A 19,265-nucleotide genomic window follows, 5' to 3' on the forward strand; every position below is an offset into this window, starting at 1 on the left:
AGGCGAATGTTTTACAAGAAACTGAATATAAAGATAGCCCTTTTAGTGTTTTTGATAATTGCTCTCCTTGGAGTATGGCTTATTTTCGACGTTATTCCAATTGGCCCAGGACTGCCTCCCTCAGAGGGTATGCCAGGATGGTATATTCCAGGAGCCTGGCAAGGGAATGAACAGGGCTGCACATCACTTTTTCCAAAGATTTCCCCTTACTGTAATGCAGGAAACTACTCTCAAGAAGAATTAATAAATGTTTGGTACTTTAACGATGAATCTGAATTCTTAAAAGGAGAAGATACACTTTATCGTTATCTGGAAGAAAACGGTAATGTGTTCTATCAGGAACTGAATGTTAGTGAAGAACTTCAAGAAGTAATTGAAAGGCGTGAAACTGAAAACGTCTGGGGCCCCATTTATAGTCCTCACTCTTTTAATGCAACAGGGTATAAGAGTCCAGAAACTTCAGGATACTTTCTAGTGTACGAGAAACCTTTCCTTAAAGGGAGAGATGATTATTTCATAGTTTATTATGGAGTCAGGAACACAACGAATCTAACTAAAGAAGCACCAAAACTAAAGAAATTAATTGCTGAGTCTTATTATATGGCTAATGGAGAAGGGAAAGTTGATAGCTTAAAGCCAGGGAATAAAAAAGAAAAGGACAATATTTTATTTTCATGGTTTTAACAAAGGATGAATTTCTAAAAATAGACTCGATGAACCGTTGCCTTATGGTGACGCTAGCGGTATATTCTTGGAATGTGATATCGTGAAGACCGGAAATTAATAGATTAATTGCCAAAAGTGGAGGCCAGGGTTTTAAACTTATAAAAATTTTCTTTTATTAAAAGACGCATTTTTTAATTATTGGAATAAGCTTTTAACTTTTGGGCAGGAAGTCCTCATTTTTAATCTCCAAAGGAATTTAGGTTCCAACCTGGGTTCTAGTTCATGGATATGATTAAAAGACATGACCGTAAAAGTTAGATAAATAAAGTTTTTGTTTTTTAAACGATATACAGACCTCATTTTTCTCGGATTTAAAGCCCTTCGAATTTAGAGACCTCTTTTTATCCTCTTTCCACAAAATGCAAAAAAACCAAACTTACAAATACACCTGAGATGAAGATAAGAGAATTTTTATGATCAGCAATCGGGTTATCTACCTGAATTTGTTCCATGGAATATTTTATAAAATCAGAAATTTCATTCTCCATAAACACAGTTCCGTTTTCATTTTCTGACCATATTTTTAGGTTATGACTTCCTGGAGTAAGAATCAAAAGATTCCCTGGATACAGAGGCCCAAAATTATCCAGATAAAAATAAAGAGTTCTATTTGAGTCCACAAAATTTTTTGGGTACCCAATTATATAATTACCGCAGTATTTTTCTTCCTGACTTGGAGGCTCAAAACTTCTATTTTGATTTTTCTCATTTACAATATTTATACTATCAGAGTCTCTGTTTCCATTATTGTTCGGTTGAGTTTTCAAGCCTGGTTTGAGAAACATCAAAAGGTATAGATGTGTTGTTATGTTGTATGTTGGAATCAAAACTGTAGGCCGTCAGGGTGTCTACATTTTTTTAGCTAGTTCAATTTCAGTATCAAATGACGGTGTTATGGTATAGTTGCTTGATGCTTGTCTTTTACTTATATTTTTAACTGTTGCTGTTGTAAAGGAAGATAGAAAAAGTAAAGTTGCCAATAGAATGAAAAGTATCCTACTTGACATTTCAACTCTCCTGTTAACACGTATCAAAAGAGTTTACTTAAATATTATGGCTAAACCGTCTAACTATCGAATTAATAGCTTTATAAATATCCAAAGGCTCAAATTTAGATTTTGGTATGCTTTCAGTTGTGCGAATTAGTCATAAACTAGTTATAAGAGTAGATTTATGAAAAAGTGAACATTAAAAATAGTATTTGGTGAAGCTCAATTTTTCTCTAACTCCACATTGCCCGGAGGCAGAAAACTTTGTTTTAGTATGCTTAAAACGTTCTTGGTTCTGCCTTTGGAAAAATAGAAAGTACTCACCGCGAAATAACCTAAGCCAATTTTTACACTGTACTTTTCCATTTTCATAAGCAGTACCATCGGTTTTGCTTCCAAGTAATAATGTGTTACTTAGGTTAATTCGTAACGAGTCCAAAGAGAAAAGAGATGGAGTCAAACTCCATCCAAATCTGTTTTGAAGTAATTATTTCGATTTTATTCCGGTTTTCTTGCAAGCTTCTTCTTTGCAAGCTTTTCAATGATCCCTAAGTTTACTTCCCCGCCAACACTCAATTTCTTGTTAGCAACTGCGCTTTCAAGAATGTGCTGTCCTACAAGAGTACGGACAATAAGAGTGGTGTAGCCGTCAGGGCTTCCAACTGAGCCGGCTGAAATATCAGCCTTGAGAGCAGTAAAGTCCGTACAGATACTGCAGCCTGGGCGAGTAGTATCCTCAAGTTCGGTAAGTGGGATTACATACTGTGTACCGTCATCGAGAGTGATTTCGAGCTTGCCCTTAACATCAATGCGGCAAACCTTCATGGGTTCGAGGGCGTACTCGCTTTTCAGCTTGCCTGCAATAAGTTTTTCGTAGTCAAAACTTTCCGTGCAGAAAAGGCCTAATACGAAACGAATGGACTTTTTGTATGGGCCCACAAGCTGGTGGTCGGTTTCAAGCATTTTACGAACTGCTTGAACTACGCAGGGAACTCCGACGACTGCAATGTTCCTGTACTTCCTGTTTACAACCGCTTCCTTAAGGGAATAAACAAGAGGAACCCACCAGTTGTAACGGCTTCCTGCCTGACCGACAAGAGCTTCACTCTTAGTTATTACCATTGAGTGAGGCTTGAGGGTCCAGGGATCTTCCGTAACCGTAACTACAGCATCTACAAGGCCTGTATCCAGGGCATTTGCAAGAATTGCTGTTACTGCTCCTCCACTCTGCTTTTTTGGAACATCAAACTCGGCTTTTCCAGCAGTAATTTCAAGATAGTCTCCGAGCAGGCTTGAGGGCTGTTCTTCGAGTCTTGGACAAACCTCGTAACAGGCTCCGCAGGGAACATCGTCAACAGCAGCTTTACAGTAGTTATTGCTCTTCGGATGTGTGGAATCCCCACCTATTTCGAAGTATAGAGCATCAGCAGGGCAGACTGCAATGCAGGCCCCGCAGCCTGAGCAAAGGCCTTCGTCCCAGACTTTTGACTTGAGGTCAAGGTAACTTTTGCTGATTGGTTTCTGTTCTGCCATTTCTGATCACTCCCATACATATTTGCTTGCGAAAGGACGGCTGCTTACAGGTCCGATCTTTGTGTAGTTGGTGTCCAGGAACTCTGCGGCGTCATACCCAAACTGCTCGCAGAAGCTCTTTATAATTGGGGTAATGCGTTCAAGATCACTTTCGGTAAACTTGAATTTCTTGGCTCCTGTTCCAAGAAGGTAATCATCTACGTCCCCACGGATAATAATTTCTCCACCGTGGATTCCGCTTCCAATACCCCTATCTGTCATGGCTTTATCCTTGCCAATACCAAGCACGAGTACCATTCCACCTGCCATATATTCACCGAGGAAGGAATGGGCTGTGCCGCCTACAACAAGTATAGGTCTGGCGTCCACTTCATATTGTTTCATGTGGATGCCGCCCCTATAACCAATATTATTCTTTATGAAGACTTTTCCTCCCCGCATACTGTGGGCAACCGCATCTCCTGCACTTCCGTGAATCACAAGCATTCCTTTATCCATTGTGTTTCCAGGAGCATGTTCGGCATTTCCATGTACAATACAGGTCGGCCCGCTCATGAATATCCCCAGATCTCCTCCGGGAACTCCATTGACTATGATGCGGACATTGCCTCTAAGCCCGTCACCTATAAAGCGCTGCCCGAGCACGTTGTCGAGTATGATTTCCTCTGCTCCATCAGCAATCGCAGCCCTGATTTTCTGGTTTAAGGGGGTGTAATGCATACCTTTGGCATCAATTTTTACCGTCTTCATTTCAATCAGGCCCCCGCTGGCAGTACATCAAGGATTTCAAGCATTTTTTCGTCCAGCATATACCCACGCAGGCGGTCTCTATTGCCACGCAAGCTTTCTATACTGTTGATTCCCGCCGCACCCATAAGTTCACTGAGTTCGTCAGTCCAACCCTTAATAAGATTTGATACCTGAACTGCTCCGACCTCAGGATCAAGCCTGCTCACAAGATCTGGACGCTGGGTAGCAATACCCCAGGGGCAAAGGTTTCTATAACAATTGCCGCAGACCCTACAGCCCAGAGCAACAAGAGCAGCAGTCCCGATATTAACAGCATCTGCTCCGAGAGCAATTGATTTGGCAAGGTCTGCACTGGTCCTTATCCCACCACTTGCAATAATTGAGATCTCGTTTCTGACGCCCTGTTCTCTGAGTTTCTGATCAACGCTTGCAATTGCAACTTCAATCGGAATCCCCACATTGTCCCTGAAGACCTTGGGAGCTGCACCAGTCCCACCACGGAATCCGTCAATCACTACCGCATCTGCAGAAGAGCGAGCAATACCAGCAGCAATTGGAGCCACGTTATGCACAGCTGCAATCTTAACGAAGACAGGTTTCTTCCATTCAGTCGCTTCTTTCAGACTTCTAATGAGCTGAACAAGGTCTTCAATACTGTAAATATCATGGTGAGGTGCTGGACTAATCGCATCACTACCCACAGGGATCATGCGAGCCTTTGAGACTTCTTCGCTTACTTTCTCTCCAGGCAGATGTCCACCTATACCCGGTTTTGCTCCCTGACCGATCTTGATCTCAATGGCAGCGCCTCTTTCAAGGTAATCAATATTTACACCAAAACGGCCTGATGCAACCTGGACAACCATGTGGTCCTGGTAAGGATATAGAGCTTCATGGAGTCCACCCTCTCCTGTTCCCATATAAGTTCCAAGTTCTGTCACTGCCTTTGCCATACTAAGTTGAGAGTTGAGACTGATAGCTCCGAAACTCATGTGGCCGATCATAATAGGGGTGTTGAGCTTAAGATTTGGAGCAAGCTTTGTTTCGAGCTCTACGTCACCACTTTCAGTCTTTCTAAACTTGAGTTTGGATGGTTTCTTTCCAATGTAAGTCCTGAGTTCCATTGGTTCTCTCAAGGGGTCAATGCTCGGGTTTGTAACCTGGCAGGCATCAAGGAGAAGACGGTCATAGACAACTGGCAAATCCCTGGCGTTTCCCATTCCTGAAAGGATAATCTTTCCACTGCGAGCCTGCTTAATAATATCCTCTCTGACCTCTCTGGTCCAGAGGGGATGGCTGCGGTAATCGATAGGTTTCTCTGTGAGCGTGATTGCATCCCTTGGGCACATGGCAACACAGCGAAGGCAGCCTGTACATTTCCTGGATTCTATCAGGATTTTGTCGCCTTCTCTCCTGTACACGCCATAGGAACAGTTTTCGATACAGCGCCCACAGTCCATGCATTGGTCACGGTCAATACTGACCTTGAATTTTGGGGGCACACTTCCGAGAGTCATTCAATAAACCTCCCTATTATTGGTTCTCCTGCCCTGGGGGTGTATACATTTTTAACTTCGGGGTCAAGTGCTCTTATTGCTGATTCTTCGCTGGAGATGTAAAGCCGGTTTCCATTCTCACCAACTACGAGAGGTCGCAGTTTAATCCTGTCAGTAAACCCAACAATACCATTCTCTGTTCCAACTACAATTGCAAAGGGTCCATTCATGAGGGCAGACCCGTATGTAAGGCGAACTGCTTTGTTCAACTCTGCTTCTTTCTCAGGCATCCGGTCAATATCGTCCCAGAAAGGAGGGGCAAGAGCCTTGACAACCATCTCATACGACAGCCCATGCTGCCTTCCAAGCAGGTCAAACAGATAGGCTACAACCTCGGTATCAGTAAATAGGGAACACTTGTATCCGTATCCTTCAACATAGCGCTGGTTTGTGCCATATGAAGTAATTTCTCCATTATGTACTACTGACCAGTTAAGCAGGTTGAAAGGATGAGCGCCTCCCCACCAGCCTGGAGAGTTTGTGGGATAACGGTTGTGGCCAAGCCAAATATATCCCTTGTAATCTTCAATTCTGTAAAAGTTTGCCACATCTTCGGGCCAGCCGGAAGCTTTGAAGACTCCCATATTTTTCCCGGAGGAAAATATTGTAGCTCCTTTTACATTGGCATTTACTTCCATGACTATGTAAGTGACAACATCATTTTCAGAAGCCATTTTCCCTGCCATTAAGTCTTCTGAGGGCTTAAAGAAATATCTCCATGGGGTGTGTACTTTCTTTATGCCCGGCTGCGGGGTGGTAGGGATTTCTTCCTGGTGAACAATTATTCCCCATTGTTCGAGGAGCTCATCTACCTTCTTTTTTGATTCACCTAGATTGTCAAAGAAAACATGAAGAGCATAGTAGTCTGCATACTCCGGATAAATTCCATATGCAGCATAGCCTGCCCCATCTCCACTACCTCTTTCGTTCATGAGGCTGAGGGCGACTTTTATGCTCGACCCGTCCATTCTGGACTTTGTTCGGTCTATAAAGCCTATTATTCCACACATTTTGATCACTCTAAAAATGGATAGGAATGAATGTAATGCATATACGTTAATAATTTTCTGGATTATTTCCGTGGCTCATTTTTGAGAATTAGTTCAAAAAACTTGCCAGCTGAAAAACTGGATTTTTAGGGTAACTTTTATCAATTTATATAATTTATGGATCTTTAACTAAGTCGAGTCAATCATCAAGGATTCAGTGATTCCAAATAATTGCAATCGATTTTATACGACATTTTGAGGTTGATTCGACACTAAGTTTGTTTCATATAAATTATTTAATTAATGTGAGTATATAGCAACGCTTCCACATATGGTTCTACTTCTTTTCATACATCGAGAGGGTCACCACTAAGGGAAGTAAGTAATTTAGTACCTATTTGACAATATATATATGTTTCTTTTTTCCAATTAAAAGTTCTTGAGGTAATGCTGCAAAGCACAACGGTATAACCTTTTATTTATTTTGTTTGCACTTTTATTTTAGAAACTTCTGCATTTTAGCATAGAATATCCCTTTTTAATAGCCTCCACACTGTCGTCTTTAGGAGCTTCTATGACGTTTGCTTGTAGTGCATACTTGAATTAATTTTTTTAAAAAGTACTACTTTTGAATATTAGGGTTTTTCAGAAGGGAAGCATTTTTATATCAATATTTATTATAGGCATTAGTTTTAAAAAATATTAAAAAACTTATTATCCCCTGACCAGAAAATTCAAGAAAAAAATATTATATTAGTTTGGGGGAGTTGTATTGTAAAATAGGAACACACTTTCAGGAAGAAGTGTGTCTTTTCAAACAAACATTTAATTCTGCCACTATTTTTTCACAGTAAATTTTTTCGGTATCCACATGGGTTTTAGGATTTTTGATATGCTTACAGCATATGTAAATATTTATCAAGTTCCCAGGGGTGAACAATTGCTTTGTATTCATCCCATTCCATCTCTTTAGCACAGAGATAGTGACTGAAAACGTGTTCTCCCAGTACATCTTTTACGAATTTGCTGCCTTTCATTTCATCAATTGCACCTTTAAGGTCTGCAGGTAGGGAGCGAATACCCTTTTCCTTCCGTTCTTTTTCAGTAAGGTGGAAAATGTTCGCGTTAGTCGGCTCTCCGGGATCGATCTTGTTCTTTATACCGTCAAGCCCAGCTCTGAGCATCAGTGCAAAGGCAAGATAAGGATTACACGCTGGATCTGGGCATCTTAGTTCAACTCTAGTCCCATTGCCACGGGTTGCAGGAATGCGGATAAGGGAACTTCTGTTCTTTGCAGACCAGGTGAGGTAAACCGGCGCCTCATATCCGGGTACAATTCTCTTATAGGAGTTAACAACCGGATTTGTAACGGCTGCAAATTCCGTAATATATTTCAACAGGCCACCAATATAGTACATTGCTTCTTGAGAAAGCTGGTCTGCACTCTCTGGATCATAGAATGCATTCTTGTCTCCCTTGAAAAGAGACTGATTGGTATGCATACCTGAGCCATTTACTCCAAAGAGAGGTTTCGGCATAAAGGTAGCGTAATATCCTTTGTGATATGCAATTGATTTTACCACATATTTGAAAGTTATAACATTGTCTGCGGTACTCAGCACGTCACCGAACCTAAAGTCAATCTCATGCTGAGAAGGTGCGACTTCGTGATGAGAAGCTTCAATCTGGAAGCCCATACGTTCAAGAGTATAATCAATATCTCTACGTACATCCTGTGCACGGTCAAGGGGAGAGAAATCGAAGTATCCTCCATGATCCGTAAGTTCTGTGGTCGGATTTCCGTTTGCGTCAAGTTTGAAGAGGAAGAATTCCATTTCAGGACCGACATTCATTGAGTACCCCATTTTCTTGGCTTCTTCAATTGCGCTCTTAAGAACATATCTGGGGTCTCCCTCAAACGGTTGACCATTAGGAAGATACACGTCTCCAAGGATCCTGGCTACTGCGCCAGTCGTAGGTCTCCAGGGAAGAATCCTGAAAGTAGACGGGTCGAGCACAAGTTTCATGTCAGATTCTTCAATCTTTGTAAAACCCTGGATCGAAGACCCGTCAAACATTACCCCGCTTTCGAAGGCTTCTTCTAACTGTTCAACAGGGATTGCCCAGCTTTTGATGATGCCAAGTGTATCCGTAAACTGGGTACGGATAAACTTTACGTCTCTTTCTTTTACAGCCTCTAATACATCTTCTTTGGTCATACACTTCTTTATCTGCACCATTTTGATTTCCCATCCTAACTAGGCATTAGGTATCCTTTTACCTAGATGATATTATATATATGTTTCCCAATCTTATAAAAAACATGAAACTGTTTAGATACATAGTAAATTGAATTATTTTTGGAAATATTTGTGTGTTCATCCCCAGTTCGTTGAATATATTTCTAATCTCATGTATATAAAGCTCATTAAAGCTAATTATAAAAGGAGTGAATTTCTTAGTGCGATTTGAGCTTTCTTCCGACGGCATGTGTTTGCAAAAATGCTGTAAAAAGCAGCAACAAAAACTTAAAGCTTTTTTAATCCTGAATTGATAACACTTGAGGTATAGAACAATTTTCGGGATTGGGATCGTTCAAAAAGTTAATCTATTCAAGCCTCTTGTCTCTGTATTTCTCTGCCAGTTTGCAGGGGCAATAGGTTCGAGATTTACAGCATCGCCTCTTGAAAGGTGGTATCTTTTGCTGGAAAAGCCAGCTTTTACCCCTTCTTTCCAGGTATTTTTCCGGCCTGGGTCATACATTATACACTTATGGGAATCTCATTTTATGCACTGATGGGAATCTCATTTTATCTTGTATGGGAATCTCATTTTATCTTGTATGGGAATCTCATTTTATGCATGATGGGAATCTCATTTTATCTTGTATGGGAAAAAGGATTGCAAGAACAGAAAGTTAAAAAAGGATGCTTATTTTCGGAGTTCTGTTAGGCCTTAATGTCCTCTGGTCTTTTTTATATTTTTAAAAAAATATTAGTTAAAACTGATTTATTTACAACTATTTATTAAAAATTGGTTATTTAAAACTAACCTATTCAAAAAGGGTTGTTTAAATTAGCCTATTCAAAAATGTTTTTTTGTCAAGGTCGATTTTATTCTCCCTGAACCCACGATTTTATAGTGGAGTCCTTGAATAAAATCCTTAATCACCAAAAAAAGCTGTAAAGAAAGTATACCTAGAAATCCAGAGTAAACTTTCATTTTTCAAATATTATTAATATAGTATTACAGAGCTCCACAGCCACAGCTTCTTCCCAAAAGGGTCGATATTCGGTGCTTCAAATGATGAATATCGTCTTCGGACATATTCTGAAGCTCTTTTTTATGCTCTTTTTCTATATGATCAAGTATAGCGTTTTCAACTTCTTCCAGTTCGTTGCCGGCAGCCATAAAGTTACATTTGAACCCCAGATCGCCGCATTTTATTATTTTCATAAAATCTCCTCTACGCAAACAAATCTTAATAGAAACGGTCTTTGTTAATTTAAATAAAAATATAATAAAGATTAATAGGATATAAAATTAAGTTTTTTAGAATTATTTACAATAATCTATTATTTCATTGCCTTACTCAATCGGAACATACCTTGCACACGTAAAACCCTCTTTGTAAGGAACTGTGATAGTAAGCATTCCTTTATCGTTGACTGCAATTGCTTTTTCGGGATCTACGGGCCCATCCAGAAAAAAAGACCCCAAATACTCTACGGTTTTACTGAACGCTTTTATGTAAAAACTGTTTTCATGCATTAAAATTGTGATATCCTCACTTTCTACATCGGGAAGTTCAACTTCCAAAACAAGATTTTGACGTTTATCATCGTGATACATTGCTAGTATTGGAGTTTTCAATATTCTGGGTATTACACCTTCCATAGTATTCTCTCCCCCTGAAGAAGTTCCCCCTCAAATCTCTTCCTTTACTCGATTTTAACGTCCACTGCTTTCTCAAAAGGCTGCTGATAAGGTATCTTTACTTTAAGTACACCGTTTGAATAATTAGCGACCGCTTTTTCCGGTATTTCAGGACAGCAGACTGCGTAACTGTCTGCATATTCAACTCCTTCTTTGGTAGCTTTTACATAAAAACCGCCTGGTGATTTTAAAAGTAATATTTTTCTTTTCTACTCCGGGAAGGATTACTTCTATTTCCAGGTTTTCAGATTCATCATCAGGATATGCGCTGATAACCGGGGATAGTCGCAAAATATCTACCATTATTACCCCCAAAATAATATCGTCGATTAACATATTTATATGTATCATCCCCCATAAATCTAAAAATATGTAAGCTAGAACCATAATTGTTCAGTATTACTGAACATAGATCTATTGTTATTTTAAAATAGAAGTCTAACTGTTAGCTTAATTAACTCTTGTTTCAAAGCAGATTCCATAATATAAAGATATCTTTTTTTAAAGTACTTTTATTATTTACATATAATGTGATAAAGAAAGAATTTTTTAGTAGAAAACAAAAACGGGAAATTATAAGGGTCACACTTCAATAAATAAGATTTAACCGGGTAATTTATCAGACATCTTAGAAACTTCTAGACAAAAAACAAGCAGCGTTTCAGAGATTAGTTTAGAAACTCTATTTCCTATTTATATAAACCATCTGAAACATAACTACTTGTGTAAAACTATTAAGATATTTATTCAAACTCAATAGTTTCAGGAAACTACTTACTAAATTTATACCCATTTAATAGGGGTCTTACATTGGGATCTAATATAAATGACAAGAGTGATCCAATACGGTAGAGGGAAGGGGTTGATTCACGTATGGACGATAATGTCATAGAAGTAAATAATCTTGAGCATTCATACGGTTCTGTAAAAGCTGTTAACAATATCAGTTTTACTGTAAAACAGGGGGAGATTTTCTCATTCCTTGGTCCAAATGGAGCAGGCAAAAGTACCGTGATTAATATTCTTACGACACTCAGGAAACTCCAGAAAGGCGAAGCCAGAGTCAACGGATATGATGTCGCAAAGGAACCAAACTCTGTAAGAAGGTCAATAGGAATTGTTTTTCAGATGCTTTGCCTCGATCATGAAATGACAGTGTCCGAGAATCTGGAATATCATGGTAGAATCTATTCGATGAAAAAAAAAGAAAGAAATAAACGAATCGAAGAACTTTTAAAGCTGACAGATCTAGAAAGTAAAAAGGACACTCTGGGGAAAGATTTGAGCGGTGGAATGAAGCGAAGGCTTGAGCTTGCAAGAGGTTTGATGACAAAACCTGCGGTCCTTTTCCTTGATGAGCCGACGATAGGTTTCGATATCCAGACGAGGATGAGAATGTGGGAATACCTTAGAGAGATTAAGAGAGAGGGCACTACTATATTCCTGACAACACACTATATGGAAGAAGCCGATCAGTTAAGCGACAGGATAAGCATAATTGACCATGGGGAAATAATCGTAACCGGAACCTCTGATGAGTTAAAGAATAAACTTGGTAAAGACCTTATTTACCTGGAAACAAGTGATAATAAGGCTGCTGCAGAGGTCTTAAAGTCGCTCGAGTCCGTTAAAAGTATAACAGAAGATACAAAATCCCTGAGAATTATGATAAAGGAGGATGTTACTCATGTGCTTCCTCAAATTATGGATGAAATTCGGAGAGAGGGGATAGACATTATAATCGTAAATATTAAAAAACCGTCAATGGATGATGTTTTTGTTCATTACACCGGACACGGGTTAAGAGAAGGCGACGAAGACGAAAAACAGCAAGGAATAGAAATGGTGGGGATTTCTAAATGAGCTTCGAATTTCGTGCTATATACTGGAGAGAGATGCTGAAATACTTTAGATATAAATCAGTACTCGTCACTTCAATGATCCAGCCTGTGATGTGGCTGGCATTTTTTGGGCTTGCCATGTCAGATAGTTTTGACAAACTAACTTCACTTGTTCCAAATGAACCCGGTGTTCCCGTAGTCAAATATATTACCTACATGGGTGCAGGAATAATTGCAATGGATGTGCTGTTCAGCAGTTTGTTTGGAGGCACTACTCTTATGTTTGACAAAAAATTTAGCCTTTTGAGGGAAACTCTTGCAAGTCCAGTTCCCAGGTCTCATATTATTCTCGGTGTTGGCCTTTCCGGTGTGACTAAAGCCCTCTTTCAAACTTTTATAATAATAGGGTTCGGAAAACTTGTAGGAATGGAGTTCTTTAAGGGATATACACTTATTGAAACTTTTATCGCAATAGTAGGTATTATGCTACTGGTAGCGATTTTTACTCTTGGCTTCCTTTTCCTATCAGGTTCAATTGCAATTACCGTTGAAAATCCGGAGGGAATGCAGTCTATTCTCACCCTGGTTAGTATGCCCATTTTCTTCGTCAGTAACGCCCTTTATCCTATTGACGGCTTTCCTACTATCCTCAAGGTTCTATCAATGTTTAACCCGCTGACCCTTCTAGCAGGCGGAATTCGTTATTTTGCTTTGGGGACCAATTTCTCTGTGATGGGAAATCACTATATATATACACCAGTTGATATAGTCGTGTCTTTCCTGGGCCTCATTTTCTTTGCCCTTATAATGTTATCTGCTGCTATGTGGAGGTTTAATAAAGTAGATATATAATATTCCCAGTTTGCTTATTTTATTTTTTTAGATTTTCCAGAGAGTTAGTAAAAAGAGCTAGTAAGATTTTTTTAACAGGCAAGTTTTATACTTATTCAAAGTGGACGATCCCTTCTAAACTCTTCTCAAAGCTCAGAGTTTTAAGATGGGGGCTTCCTTGGTTCATTCTCCGGCATACCGACAAGTCACACAAGTCCTTCCCCGCGGTTCGCAGGTGACATGTGATAAACATGACATACTTAAGTTATTGATGTCGGTTTCCACCTTTTTTGTGGTTCTACCTCTGATCACTTCATCTACATTGGTATCGTTCAAGCTGCAAAGTCGATTTCCACCTTTTTCGTAGCTCTACCTCTGACCAGCTCTACCTCTGACCAGCTCTACCTCTGACCAGCTCTACCTCTGACCAGCTCTACCTCTGACCCTAAGAGTGGTGTGTATCCTGTATGCTCACCACCTAGCTTGGTTCTCGCATCAGCTTTGGGTGATAATACAACAATATATAATAGTGTTCAAAAGATGAATAATATTACAGAGTCAACAATGAGAGATGGTTGGGAAGCTGATGGCTTTCATCTTCCACCTGTCATTTCCTGACGACAGTCAGAAAGTATCGAGGAAGGGGACTTCACGCCTTATTATTAAAATGGGATTCCTAATCCGAGTTCCGTAATGACCACCGGTATCTCCAAAGGCTTTAATTCCGGCTAAACTGTCGTACTGAGTCTTGATATTTCACTCGTTTCGGCTTTACGTAGTTACAAAACAAGATCTGCAAGAAGAACTTTTACCGGAGTAATCTTGCCAAAAATAGTAAAGTCCGATTTTTAATAAAAAGCTCAAAATCTTTTTAATTATAACCTTAACTCTGCATCGCGTAGGGAATAAACCTATTCAAGTATTGTGTCGTTTGATGTTGTTTTTTAAAGGGTTTTTACATTTTTCCTTTCTCTATTGCTTTTAATTTTACCAGAAATTTTTTAGGTATTTAATGTCTATTAATTCTTTAGATATCGAAAATTTTGTCTGAAATAAACTGAAAAATATGGAGAAAATTTATTCCCTATAGGATATAAGTATGAGTAATTTTTGCATTTTTGCTTATTTTTAAATTCGAGATCTATAGGCTTAAACATCAATTTGTTATCTTTCTCTCCGCAAGGAATAACTGAAAAATCCTAGACTGTGTTTTAATGATTCAGAGTGGAACATGCTCAAGAGCACTGTTATTGAAAAAGTTATTCCCTATTTGTGGCAGAGTTAAGGTTATAAATATTTAAACCTCTTTCATATTAAAAAACTAAAAGAAATTCTTTTTAAAAATTTTAATTTTTTGCTTTTTTGTTCTATATACTCCAAAATTACCTCCTTATCGGGTTCTCAAGTACAAGAATAGAGCTGAGATGTAAAGATTTATTCGGCTGAACTCTTATGGCTGTTTGATCAACCATTGGGTAGTTTCTCTATAAAAAACCTGAACCCAGTCACTTTTGCTAAGAAAAAAATGATACAGGTAACAAGCATGCATGAGCACGTAGTCTAAACCTGTATTGAGATCATTTAGAATGGTAACTGATTAATAAACACTGAGATCTACTTCACCTGGAGAACCTTCCAAAGCTACCAAAGCCCTGACCGCTAAAGTACATCATCTTAAACCTTATAATCTCTAGAAAAATGGTAATTTTAGTATAACTCAAATAAAACATTGACATTATAAGTCCCTCCACTTCTCTACTTTCAAAACTATCTCTTTTCAATTCATCTTCCTTCAATTAATTGAGTATCTTCTGCCAATTTAACTTGGTTCACGGACCACTCCAGATAGATGTGTTTTCGCCAAACCCCCTTAGACATCCATATTATATCATATTCCCAAGCTATACTCCCAGGAATTTACTTTTGGAACTACAGCTAAGTATAAACAATCTTGAAGATTTCCAGCTAAAACATTTAGGGATTTAAAGGATATTATGTTTGATAGCTGGGCCATATATCAATATATATTAATTAATAGTATCAAAATTGAGTATACTAAAAACCAATATTTCCAATAATAAATTACAAGGGAATATCAATACCAAAGTATACTTCAAATTTATATATAATGTGAAGAACGAAAACTCCTTACAAATAATAGTCTTTTAGTATTTAGAGATAGAATCTTTTGCTACAATAATTGCATAGGAGTCCCAAGCATCTCGTTTCTTTAATTTCCATTTCAACTTCCCGGAGGTGAATACCCTTTTAGGGAAAGTCACAATGTTCAAAAAAGATTATACTTTTTGGATTTTCGGCTTTTTAAAAACAATTTTAAATTATAGACTGTTTCTTATCTCATATTTTAAAAAGTATATTTGAAACGGTAGAAACCTTCGAAAGAATGAATATTAGGAAAATAAAAAAGAAGTAAAAAAATGTTAATATTGCGTTTCTTTTGTAAAGAAGAAGTTACCTGAAAAACAGGCAACTTCATATGTTAGTATTATCTCTTAATCAGCATTATTGCTTAATCACAGTAGAAGAATTTAAAGCATTCAGCTATATATGTATAGGAGACCTTTGAATAGAAAATGCTGAAGGTCATAATCGAACTTCCCCCAATATATCAGTTAGTTTGTTTATTTCCCGTTATACCCTGGCTTTCTGCGATCGGGAAATATAAGACTTTATGGCCATTCCCTGCAGAAACCGCCTAATTTACAGCTTAATTAGCATTCCTACTTAGTCGCAGTAGAAGAATTTGAAGCATTCGGCCACATAGGAATAGCAGATATTTGAATAGAAAATGCTAAAGGTCATAATATCAGTTCCTCCAATTTTTCTTGATTGTTCATCTCCCGTTATACCCTGGTTTTCTGCGATAGGGAATATAAGCCCTTATGGCCATTCCCTGCAGAAACCGCCTAATTTACAGCTTAATCAGCATTCCTGCGTAGTCGCCCTGCTTAGTCGCAATAGAAGAATTTGATGCATTCGGCCACATAGGAATAGCAGATATTTGAATAGAAAATGCTGAAAGTCATAATATCATTTCCTCCAATATTTTTCTGATTGTTCATCCCCCGTTATACCCAGGCTTCTGCAGTCTGGACATAGAATATCGTTGTCGTTCTCTGCAGAGACCTCTTCTATTTCTGCTTTAGAAACTCATTTAACAGAACTGGAAAAAGAAGCCAATGTTGTTTGTAAATGTAAAGAACTGGCCAAGGCTGAATCCAAAGACAATTGCTGGTAATGTCATGGTTATTTCCTCCATAGTTTGTATTTTCGAAATCGATACTTGCATACTGTAGATAGCAATTTTATTTGCAACCGCTGTTCAATTTTGATATAATTTTCGACTATCAAACCTCCAAATCACACGGCTACTGTCAGCCACTTAATAAGATTCATGGGGCGGATTTCCTCTTAGTTCAGGATTTACCGTTAAAAATTTTAGCTAACAGTGACTGTATATAGCTATATATACTAAATTATATAAACTCAATAGAAAATCATCTCCTTATAAATAATACTTCTAAAATGTTTAGAATAAATATTTCACATACATGTATATGTTTTTTTAACTTATATAATGTTTAGAAGTTTAAAATTTACTACCACTTAGATCTAAATATTAAATTGTCTTCACCGGTCCAAAGAAGAAATTCTCTAAAATGTCTGGTGCAACCATCTGAATTCTGCCATAGTCTTTTTAGAAAAGATGTAATATAAAAGCAGTATAAATTAATTAGAACAAATACTGGAAAAAGATTATAAATTTTCTAAGAAATGTCTCTAATCTCATTAAATAGTTACAGCTATCTGTTTTCACTGCTTCTATTTTAGTGGATTCCGGTTACAGAAATTTTTAGTAAAGAACAGCGCTTTATACTGAAAAATTTCGTCAAAATGTCCAAAATAACATATCGAACTTTTAGTTTGAAAATATAGTTTTAATCTCTTGTTTTCAAAGACAGAAATCAGCAGCTACATACCTTCAAATTGGCTCTTTAGGCGAAAATTAAGAAAGCATAAGTTAAAATGGACTGTTTTACATAATGAGTAAAAACGTTGAAATTATTCAATGTAATCCATTCATCACATTTCAGTAACTTTGGGGAAGGGGGATATGAATATTATCAAAAATAGTTTACCTGAGGATGGATTCCCGATTGTCGACGTTTCCAATGTCAGGGAAAGTTATGTACTTGGGAGTCTGGAAATTCCCGTGCTCTCAGACGTCAATCTCAAAACGGAGAGAAGAGAATTTCTGGCTATAATGGGCCCATCAGGTCCAGGAAAAAGTACTCTTGTGAACCTTATAGATTACCTTGACAGGCCTACTGCAGGTCAAGCTCTTGTAAAGGGTCATGACCTCAATAGAATGCCAGATCAAGAGCTTGCCCACCTGAAGGAGCTTGAAGTTGATTTTGTATTTCAGACTTTTAATCTTGTTCCGTGCCTGACTGCCCTGGAGAATGTTTTGCTCCCAACCTTTGCTAATTCGAGAATTAATATTGATCCAACAAGGCGTGCAAGGGAACTTTATGAAGTTATAGGAATTCATAACCACATGCATCACAGACCAGGAGAACTTTCAGGAAAGCAGTCCCAGTGGATTTCAATTGCACCGCATATTAATGATCCTGCAATCCGTCTTGCGGATGATCCTACTGGAAACCTTTACCTCAGAAAAGGGGCCGAAGTCCTTCGTATATTTAAGGGTTTGAATAACGAAGGGGGAACAGTAGTAATCGTCACACACGACCCCGAAATTGCAAAATATGCTAACAGAGTCATCCTGGTAAAAGATGAAATAATTCAATACAATTGAAGGTGAAAGTATATGGAAATGATTAAGAAGCTTACTGTAACAATTCTTTTTCCTTTGCTTTTGATTTCCTTGCTTTTTGCAGTTCCTGCCTCTGCAGCTGTTGGAGGAGCCAATCTGAAAGTTACAATAGTCGAAACAAATCCCTATCCTGCAAAAATAGGAGAATACCTGACTTTAACCGTTCAGGTAGAAAACATAGGAGGGGACAAAGCTGACAACGTTGATATCGAAGTGGTACCTCAATATCCTTTCTCTATTGATTCAGAGGCAAATGCCCTGCAGAATGTTGGAGTCCTCAATCCTGGTAGAACTGCTACAAAGGAATTTTACCTTTTTGTAGACAAAAATGCGCAGAAAGGAATCCGTTCCATTGATATCAGAACAAAAACAGGTAAAAACAGTCCCTGGAGTGAGAAAAGCTTTGACATACGAATAGGCACTGAGACATTTAACAGTAAAGGTACAGTTGAACTTAAAGAATTTGTCTCGGATCCCGAGGTTTTCATGCCCGGAGACAGGGGTACTGTCACGGTAACTCTTAAGAACACTGCAAGTAATCCTACTGTTACTATTGGTGGGAGTGACTTTGATACCAATGCCAGGATTCAGGCTGCAGTTTTAAGACCTTTATCTGATGGGATAATCGTCCTTGATGCTCCTTACGGAGATATGGGTCTTCTGGGGCCCGGAGATAGCATCAAATTGACTTTCAATGTTAAAGTTGCAGAAGACGCTCCGGAAGGAACTCACAACTTTGAACTTGCAATAGAGGGGAACTCCTTCGATTACAACAGCAGAAAGAATATTCCTCTCAAGGTCGATTCTTCAAACATAAGAGTGATTCCTTCAAAAGAACTTCAACTGACAAATGGTGAATCTACAATTGAGTTCGACGTAGCGAACACTCATCCGAACGAGTTTAGCTCGGTAAGTATAAAACCTGAAGCTGAGGGCATCACCTTTTACCCTGTAGAATATTTCATAGGGCCAATGAATCCGGACGAACTTTTTACGATTGAATTTAATGCCGTTGCAGACGATTCATGGAGTGCCAGTAAGGAAGGAGAGATAAACATGAACCTTACCGCAAACTACAACAACGGGATCAATAGACATGCAAATACGGTAGGGGACCTGAAATTTATAAATACTTCAGAGTCACCTGAGTCTAATTCAACAGCCGTACTGGCAGGTGGACTTATTATAATCTCTGTTCCTGCAGCTTTCTTGTTTTACAGAAGAAGGAAACAATAATTAAAGAAAGGTTAGCTGAC

At 38.4% G+C, this 19,265-nt stretch carries 16 protein-coding genes; 5 read left to right on the plus strand and 11 right to left on the minus strand.

All coding sequences use genetic code 11. The features are described from left to right. The first annotated feature begins 6 nt into the window (after positions 1–6). Complete coding sequence (locus MSKOL_RS17000; protein ID WP_048124284.1) at positions 7–684, plus strand: hypothetical protein; 678 nt, start codon at positions 7–9, stop codon at positions 682–684. A gap of 383 nt (positions 685–1,067) precedes the next feature. On the opposite strand, the gene MSKOL_RS17005 is transcribed toward MSKOL_RS17000, so the two are convergent. The 10 genes from MSKOL_RS17005 to MSKOL_RS21250 form a co-directional block, all read right to left on the minus strand. Further along, positions 1,068–1,493: a hypothetical protein gene (locus MSKOL_RS17005; protein WP_048122941.1), complete on the minus strand. Its 426-nt coding sequence runs from the start codon at positions 1,491–1,493 to the stop codon at positions 1,068–1,070. 720 nt (positions 1,494–2,213) lie between these two features. After that, on the minus strand, positions 2,214–3,248 hold the full coding sequence (locus MSKOL_RS17010) for a Coenzyme F420 hydrogenase/dehydrogenase, beta subunit C-terminal domain (RefSeq protein WP_048122944.1): 1,035 nt from the start codon (positions 3,246–3,248) through the stop codon (positions 2,214–2,216). Positions 3,249–3,254: 6 nt separating this feature from the next. Further along, positions 3,255–3,998 carry a hypothetical protein gene (locus tag MSKOL_RS17015; RefSeq protein WP_048122946.1) on the minus strand — a complete coding sequence of 248 codons (744 nt, stop codon included), beginning with the start codon at positions 3,996–3,998 and terminating at the stop codon, positions 3,255–3,257. A gap of 5 nt (positions 3,999–4,003) precedes the next feature. Further along, a complete protein-coding gene (locus MSKOL_RS17020) occupies positions 4,004–5,515 on the minus strand; it encodes a glutamate synthase-related protein (protein ID WP_048122948.1) in 1,512 nt (503 codons plus the stop codon). Beyond that, entirely contained in the window at positions 5,512–6,564 is a 1,053-nt protein-coding gene (locus tag MSKOL_RS17025) for a glutamine amidotransferase family protein (protein ID WP_048122950.1), read from the minus strand. The genes MSKOL_RS17020 and MSKOL_RS17025 overlap by 4 nt, the downstream gene beginning before the upstream one ends. An 875-nt stretch (positions 6,565–7,439) precedes the next feature. Next, the gene (gene glnA, locus MSKOL_RS17030) at positions 7,440–8,783 is read right to left on the minus strand and encodes a type I glutamate--ammonia ligase (protein ID WP_048157873.1); all 1,344 of its coding nucleotides are present in this window, start codon (positions 8,781–8,783) and stop codon (positions 7,440–7,442) included. 355 nt (positions 8,784–9,138) lie between these two features. Further along, positions 9,139–9,306: a hypothetical protein gene (locus MSKOL_RS20545; protein ID WP_156151132.1), complete on the minus strand. Its 168-nt coding sequence runs from the start codon at positions 9,304–9,306 to the stop codon at positions 9,139–9,141. Positions 9,307–9,789: 483 nt separating this feature from the next. Next, positions 9,790–9,999, minus strand: coding sequence for a DUF1059 domain-containing protein (locus MSKOL_RS17040; RefSeq protein ID WP_048157876.1), 210 nt, complete (start codon positions 9,997–9,999; stop codon positions 9,790–9,792). Between the two features lie 132 nt (positions 10,000–10,131). After that, the gene (locus MSKOL_RS17045; protein WP_048122956.1) at positions 10,132–10,440 is read right to left on the minus strand and encodes an Hsp20/alpha crystallin family protein; all 309 of its coding nucleotides are present in this window, start codon (positions 10,438–10,440) and stop codon (positions 10,132–10,134) included. A 180-nt stretch (positions 10,441–10,620) separates the two neighbouring features. Further along, entirely contained in the window at positions 10,621–10,782 is a 162-nt protein-coding gene (locus tag MSKOL_RS21250) for a hypothetical protein (RefSeq protein WP_231592304.1), read from the minus strand. A 570-nt stretch (positions 10,783–11,352) separates the two neighbouring features. Between MSKOL_RS21250 and MSKOL_RS17055 the strand changes: the two genes are divergently transcribed. Together MSKOL_RS17055 and MSKOL_RS17060 are read left to right on the plus strand one after the other, a co-directional pair. Further along, entirely contained in the window at positions 11,353–12,342 is a 990-nt protein-coding gene (locus tag MSKOL_RS17055) for an ATP-binding cassette domain-containing protein (RefSeq protein ID WP_048122960.1), read from the plus strand. Then, on the plus strand, positions 12,339–13,172 hold the full coding sequence (locus MSKOL_RS17060; RefSeq protein ID WP_048122962.1) for an ABC transporter permease: 834 nt from the start codon (positions 12,339–12,341) through the stop codon (positions 13,170–13,172). Before MSKOL_RS17055 ends, MSKOL_RS17060 begins: the two co-directional genes overlap by 4 nt. A 1,598-nt stretch (positions 13,173–14,770) precedes the next feature. On the opposite strand, the gene MSKOL_RS20550 is transcribed toward MSKOL_RS17060, so the two are convergent. Continuing rightward, complete coding sequence (locus MSKOL_RS20550; protein ID WP_156151133.1) at positions 14,771–14,947, minus strand: hypothetical protein; 177 nt, start codon at positions 14,945–14,947, stop codon at positions 14,771–14,773. Between the two features lie 2,339 nt (positions 14,948–17,286). On the opposite strand from MSKOL_RS20550, the gene MSKOL_RS17065 reads away from it, so the two are divergent. Together MSKOL_RS17065 and MSKOL_RS17070 are read left to right on the plus strand one after the other, a co-directional pair. Further along, positions 17,287–17,991, plus strand: a complete 705-nt coding sequence (locus tag MSKOL_RS17065; protein WP_048157878.1) for an ABC transporter ATP-binding protein — start codon at positions 17,287–17,289, stop codon at positions 17,989–17,991. Positions 17,992–18,003: 12 nt separating this feature from the next. After that, complete coding sequence (locus MSKOL_RS17070) at positions 18,004–19,245, plus strand: COG1361 S-layer family protein (protein WP_048157880.1); 1,242 nt, start codon at positions 18,004–18,006, stop codon at positions 19,243–19,245. The last annotated feature ends 20 nt before the right edge of the window (positions 19,246–19,265 follow it).

This window comes from Methanosarcina sp. Kolksee (assembly GCF_000969945.1).
GTDB classification, from domain to species: Archaea; Halobacteriota; Methanosarcinia; order Methanosarcinales; family Methanosarcinaceae; genus Methanosarcina; species Methanosarcina vacuolata.

Coding starts and splice junctions, on each gene's coding strand:
- MSKOL_RS17000 (WP_048124284.1), top strand. CDS start 7: ATGTTTTACAAGAAACTGAATATAAAGATAGCCCTTTTAGTGTTTTTG.
- MSKOL_RS17010 (WP_048122944.1), bottom strand. CDS start 3,248: ATGGCAGAACAGAAACCAATCAGCAAAAGTTACCTTGACCTCAAGTCA.
- MSKOL_RS17015 (WP_048122946.1), bottom strand. CDS start 3,998: ATGAAGACGGTAAAAATTGATGCCAAAGGTATGCATTACACCCCCTTA.
- MSKOL_RS17020 (WP_048122948.1), bottom strand. CDS start 5,515: ATGACTCTCGGAAGTGTGCCCCCAAAATTCAAGGTCAGTATTGACCGT.
- MSKOL_RS17025 (WP_048122950.1), bottom strand. CDS start 6,564: ATGTGTGGAATAATAGGCTTTATAGACCGAACAAAGTCCAGAATGGAC.
- glnA (WP_048157873.1), bottom strand. CDS start 8,783: ATGGTGCAGATAAAGAAGTGTATGACCAAAGAAGATGTATTAGAGGCT.
- MSKOL_RS20545 (WP_156151132.1), bottom strand. CDS start 9,306: ATGTATGACCCAGGCCGGAAAAATACCTGGAAAGAAGGGGTAAAAGCT.
- MSKOL_RS17040 (WP_048157876.1), bottom strand. CDS start 9,999: ATGAAAATAATAAAATGCGGCGATCTGGGGTTCAAATGTAACTTTATG.
- MSKOL_RS17045 (WP_048122956.1), bottom strand. CDS start 10,440: ATGGAAGGTGTAATACCCAGAATATTGAAAACTCCAATACTAGCAATG.
- MSKOL_RS21250 (WP_231592304.1), bottom strand. CDS start 10,782: ATGGTAGATATTTTGCGACTATCCCCGGTTATCAGCGCATATCCTGAT.
- MSKOL_RS17055 (WP_048122960.1), top strand. CDS start 11,353: ATGGACGATAATGTCATAGAAGTAAATAATCTTGAGCATTCATACGGT.
- MSKOL_RS17060 (WP_048122962.1), top strand. CDS start 12,339: ATGAGCTTCGAATTTCGTGCTATATACTGGAGAGAGATGCTGAAATAC.
- MSKOL_RS17065 (WP_048157878.1), top strand. CDS start 17,287: ATGAATATTATCAAAAATAGTTTACCTGAGGATGGATTCCCGATTGTC.
- MSKOL_RS17070 (WP_048157880.1), top strand. CDS start 18,004: ATGGAAATGATTAAGAAGCTTACTGTAACAATTCTTTTTCCTTTGCTT.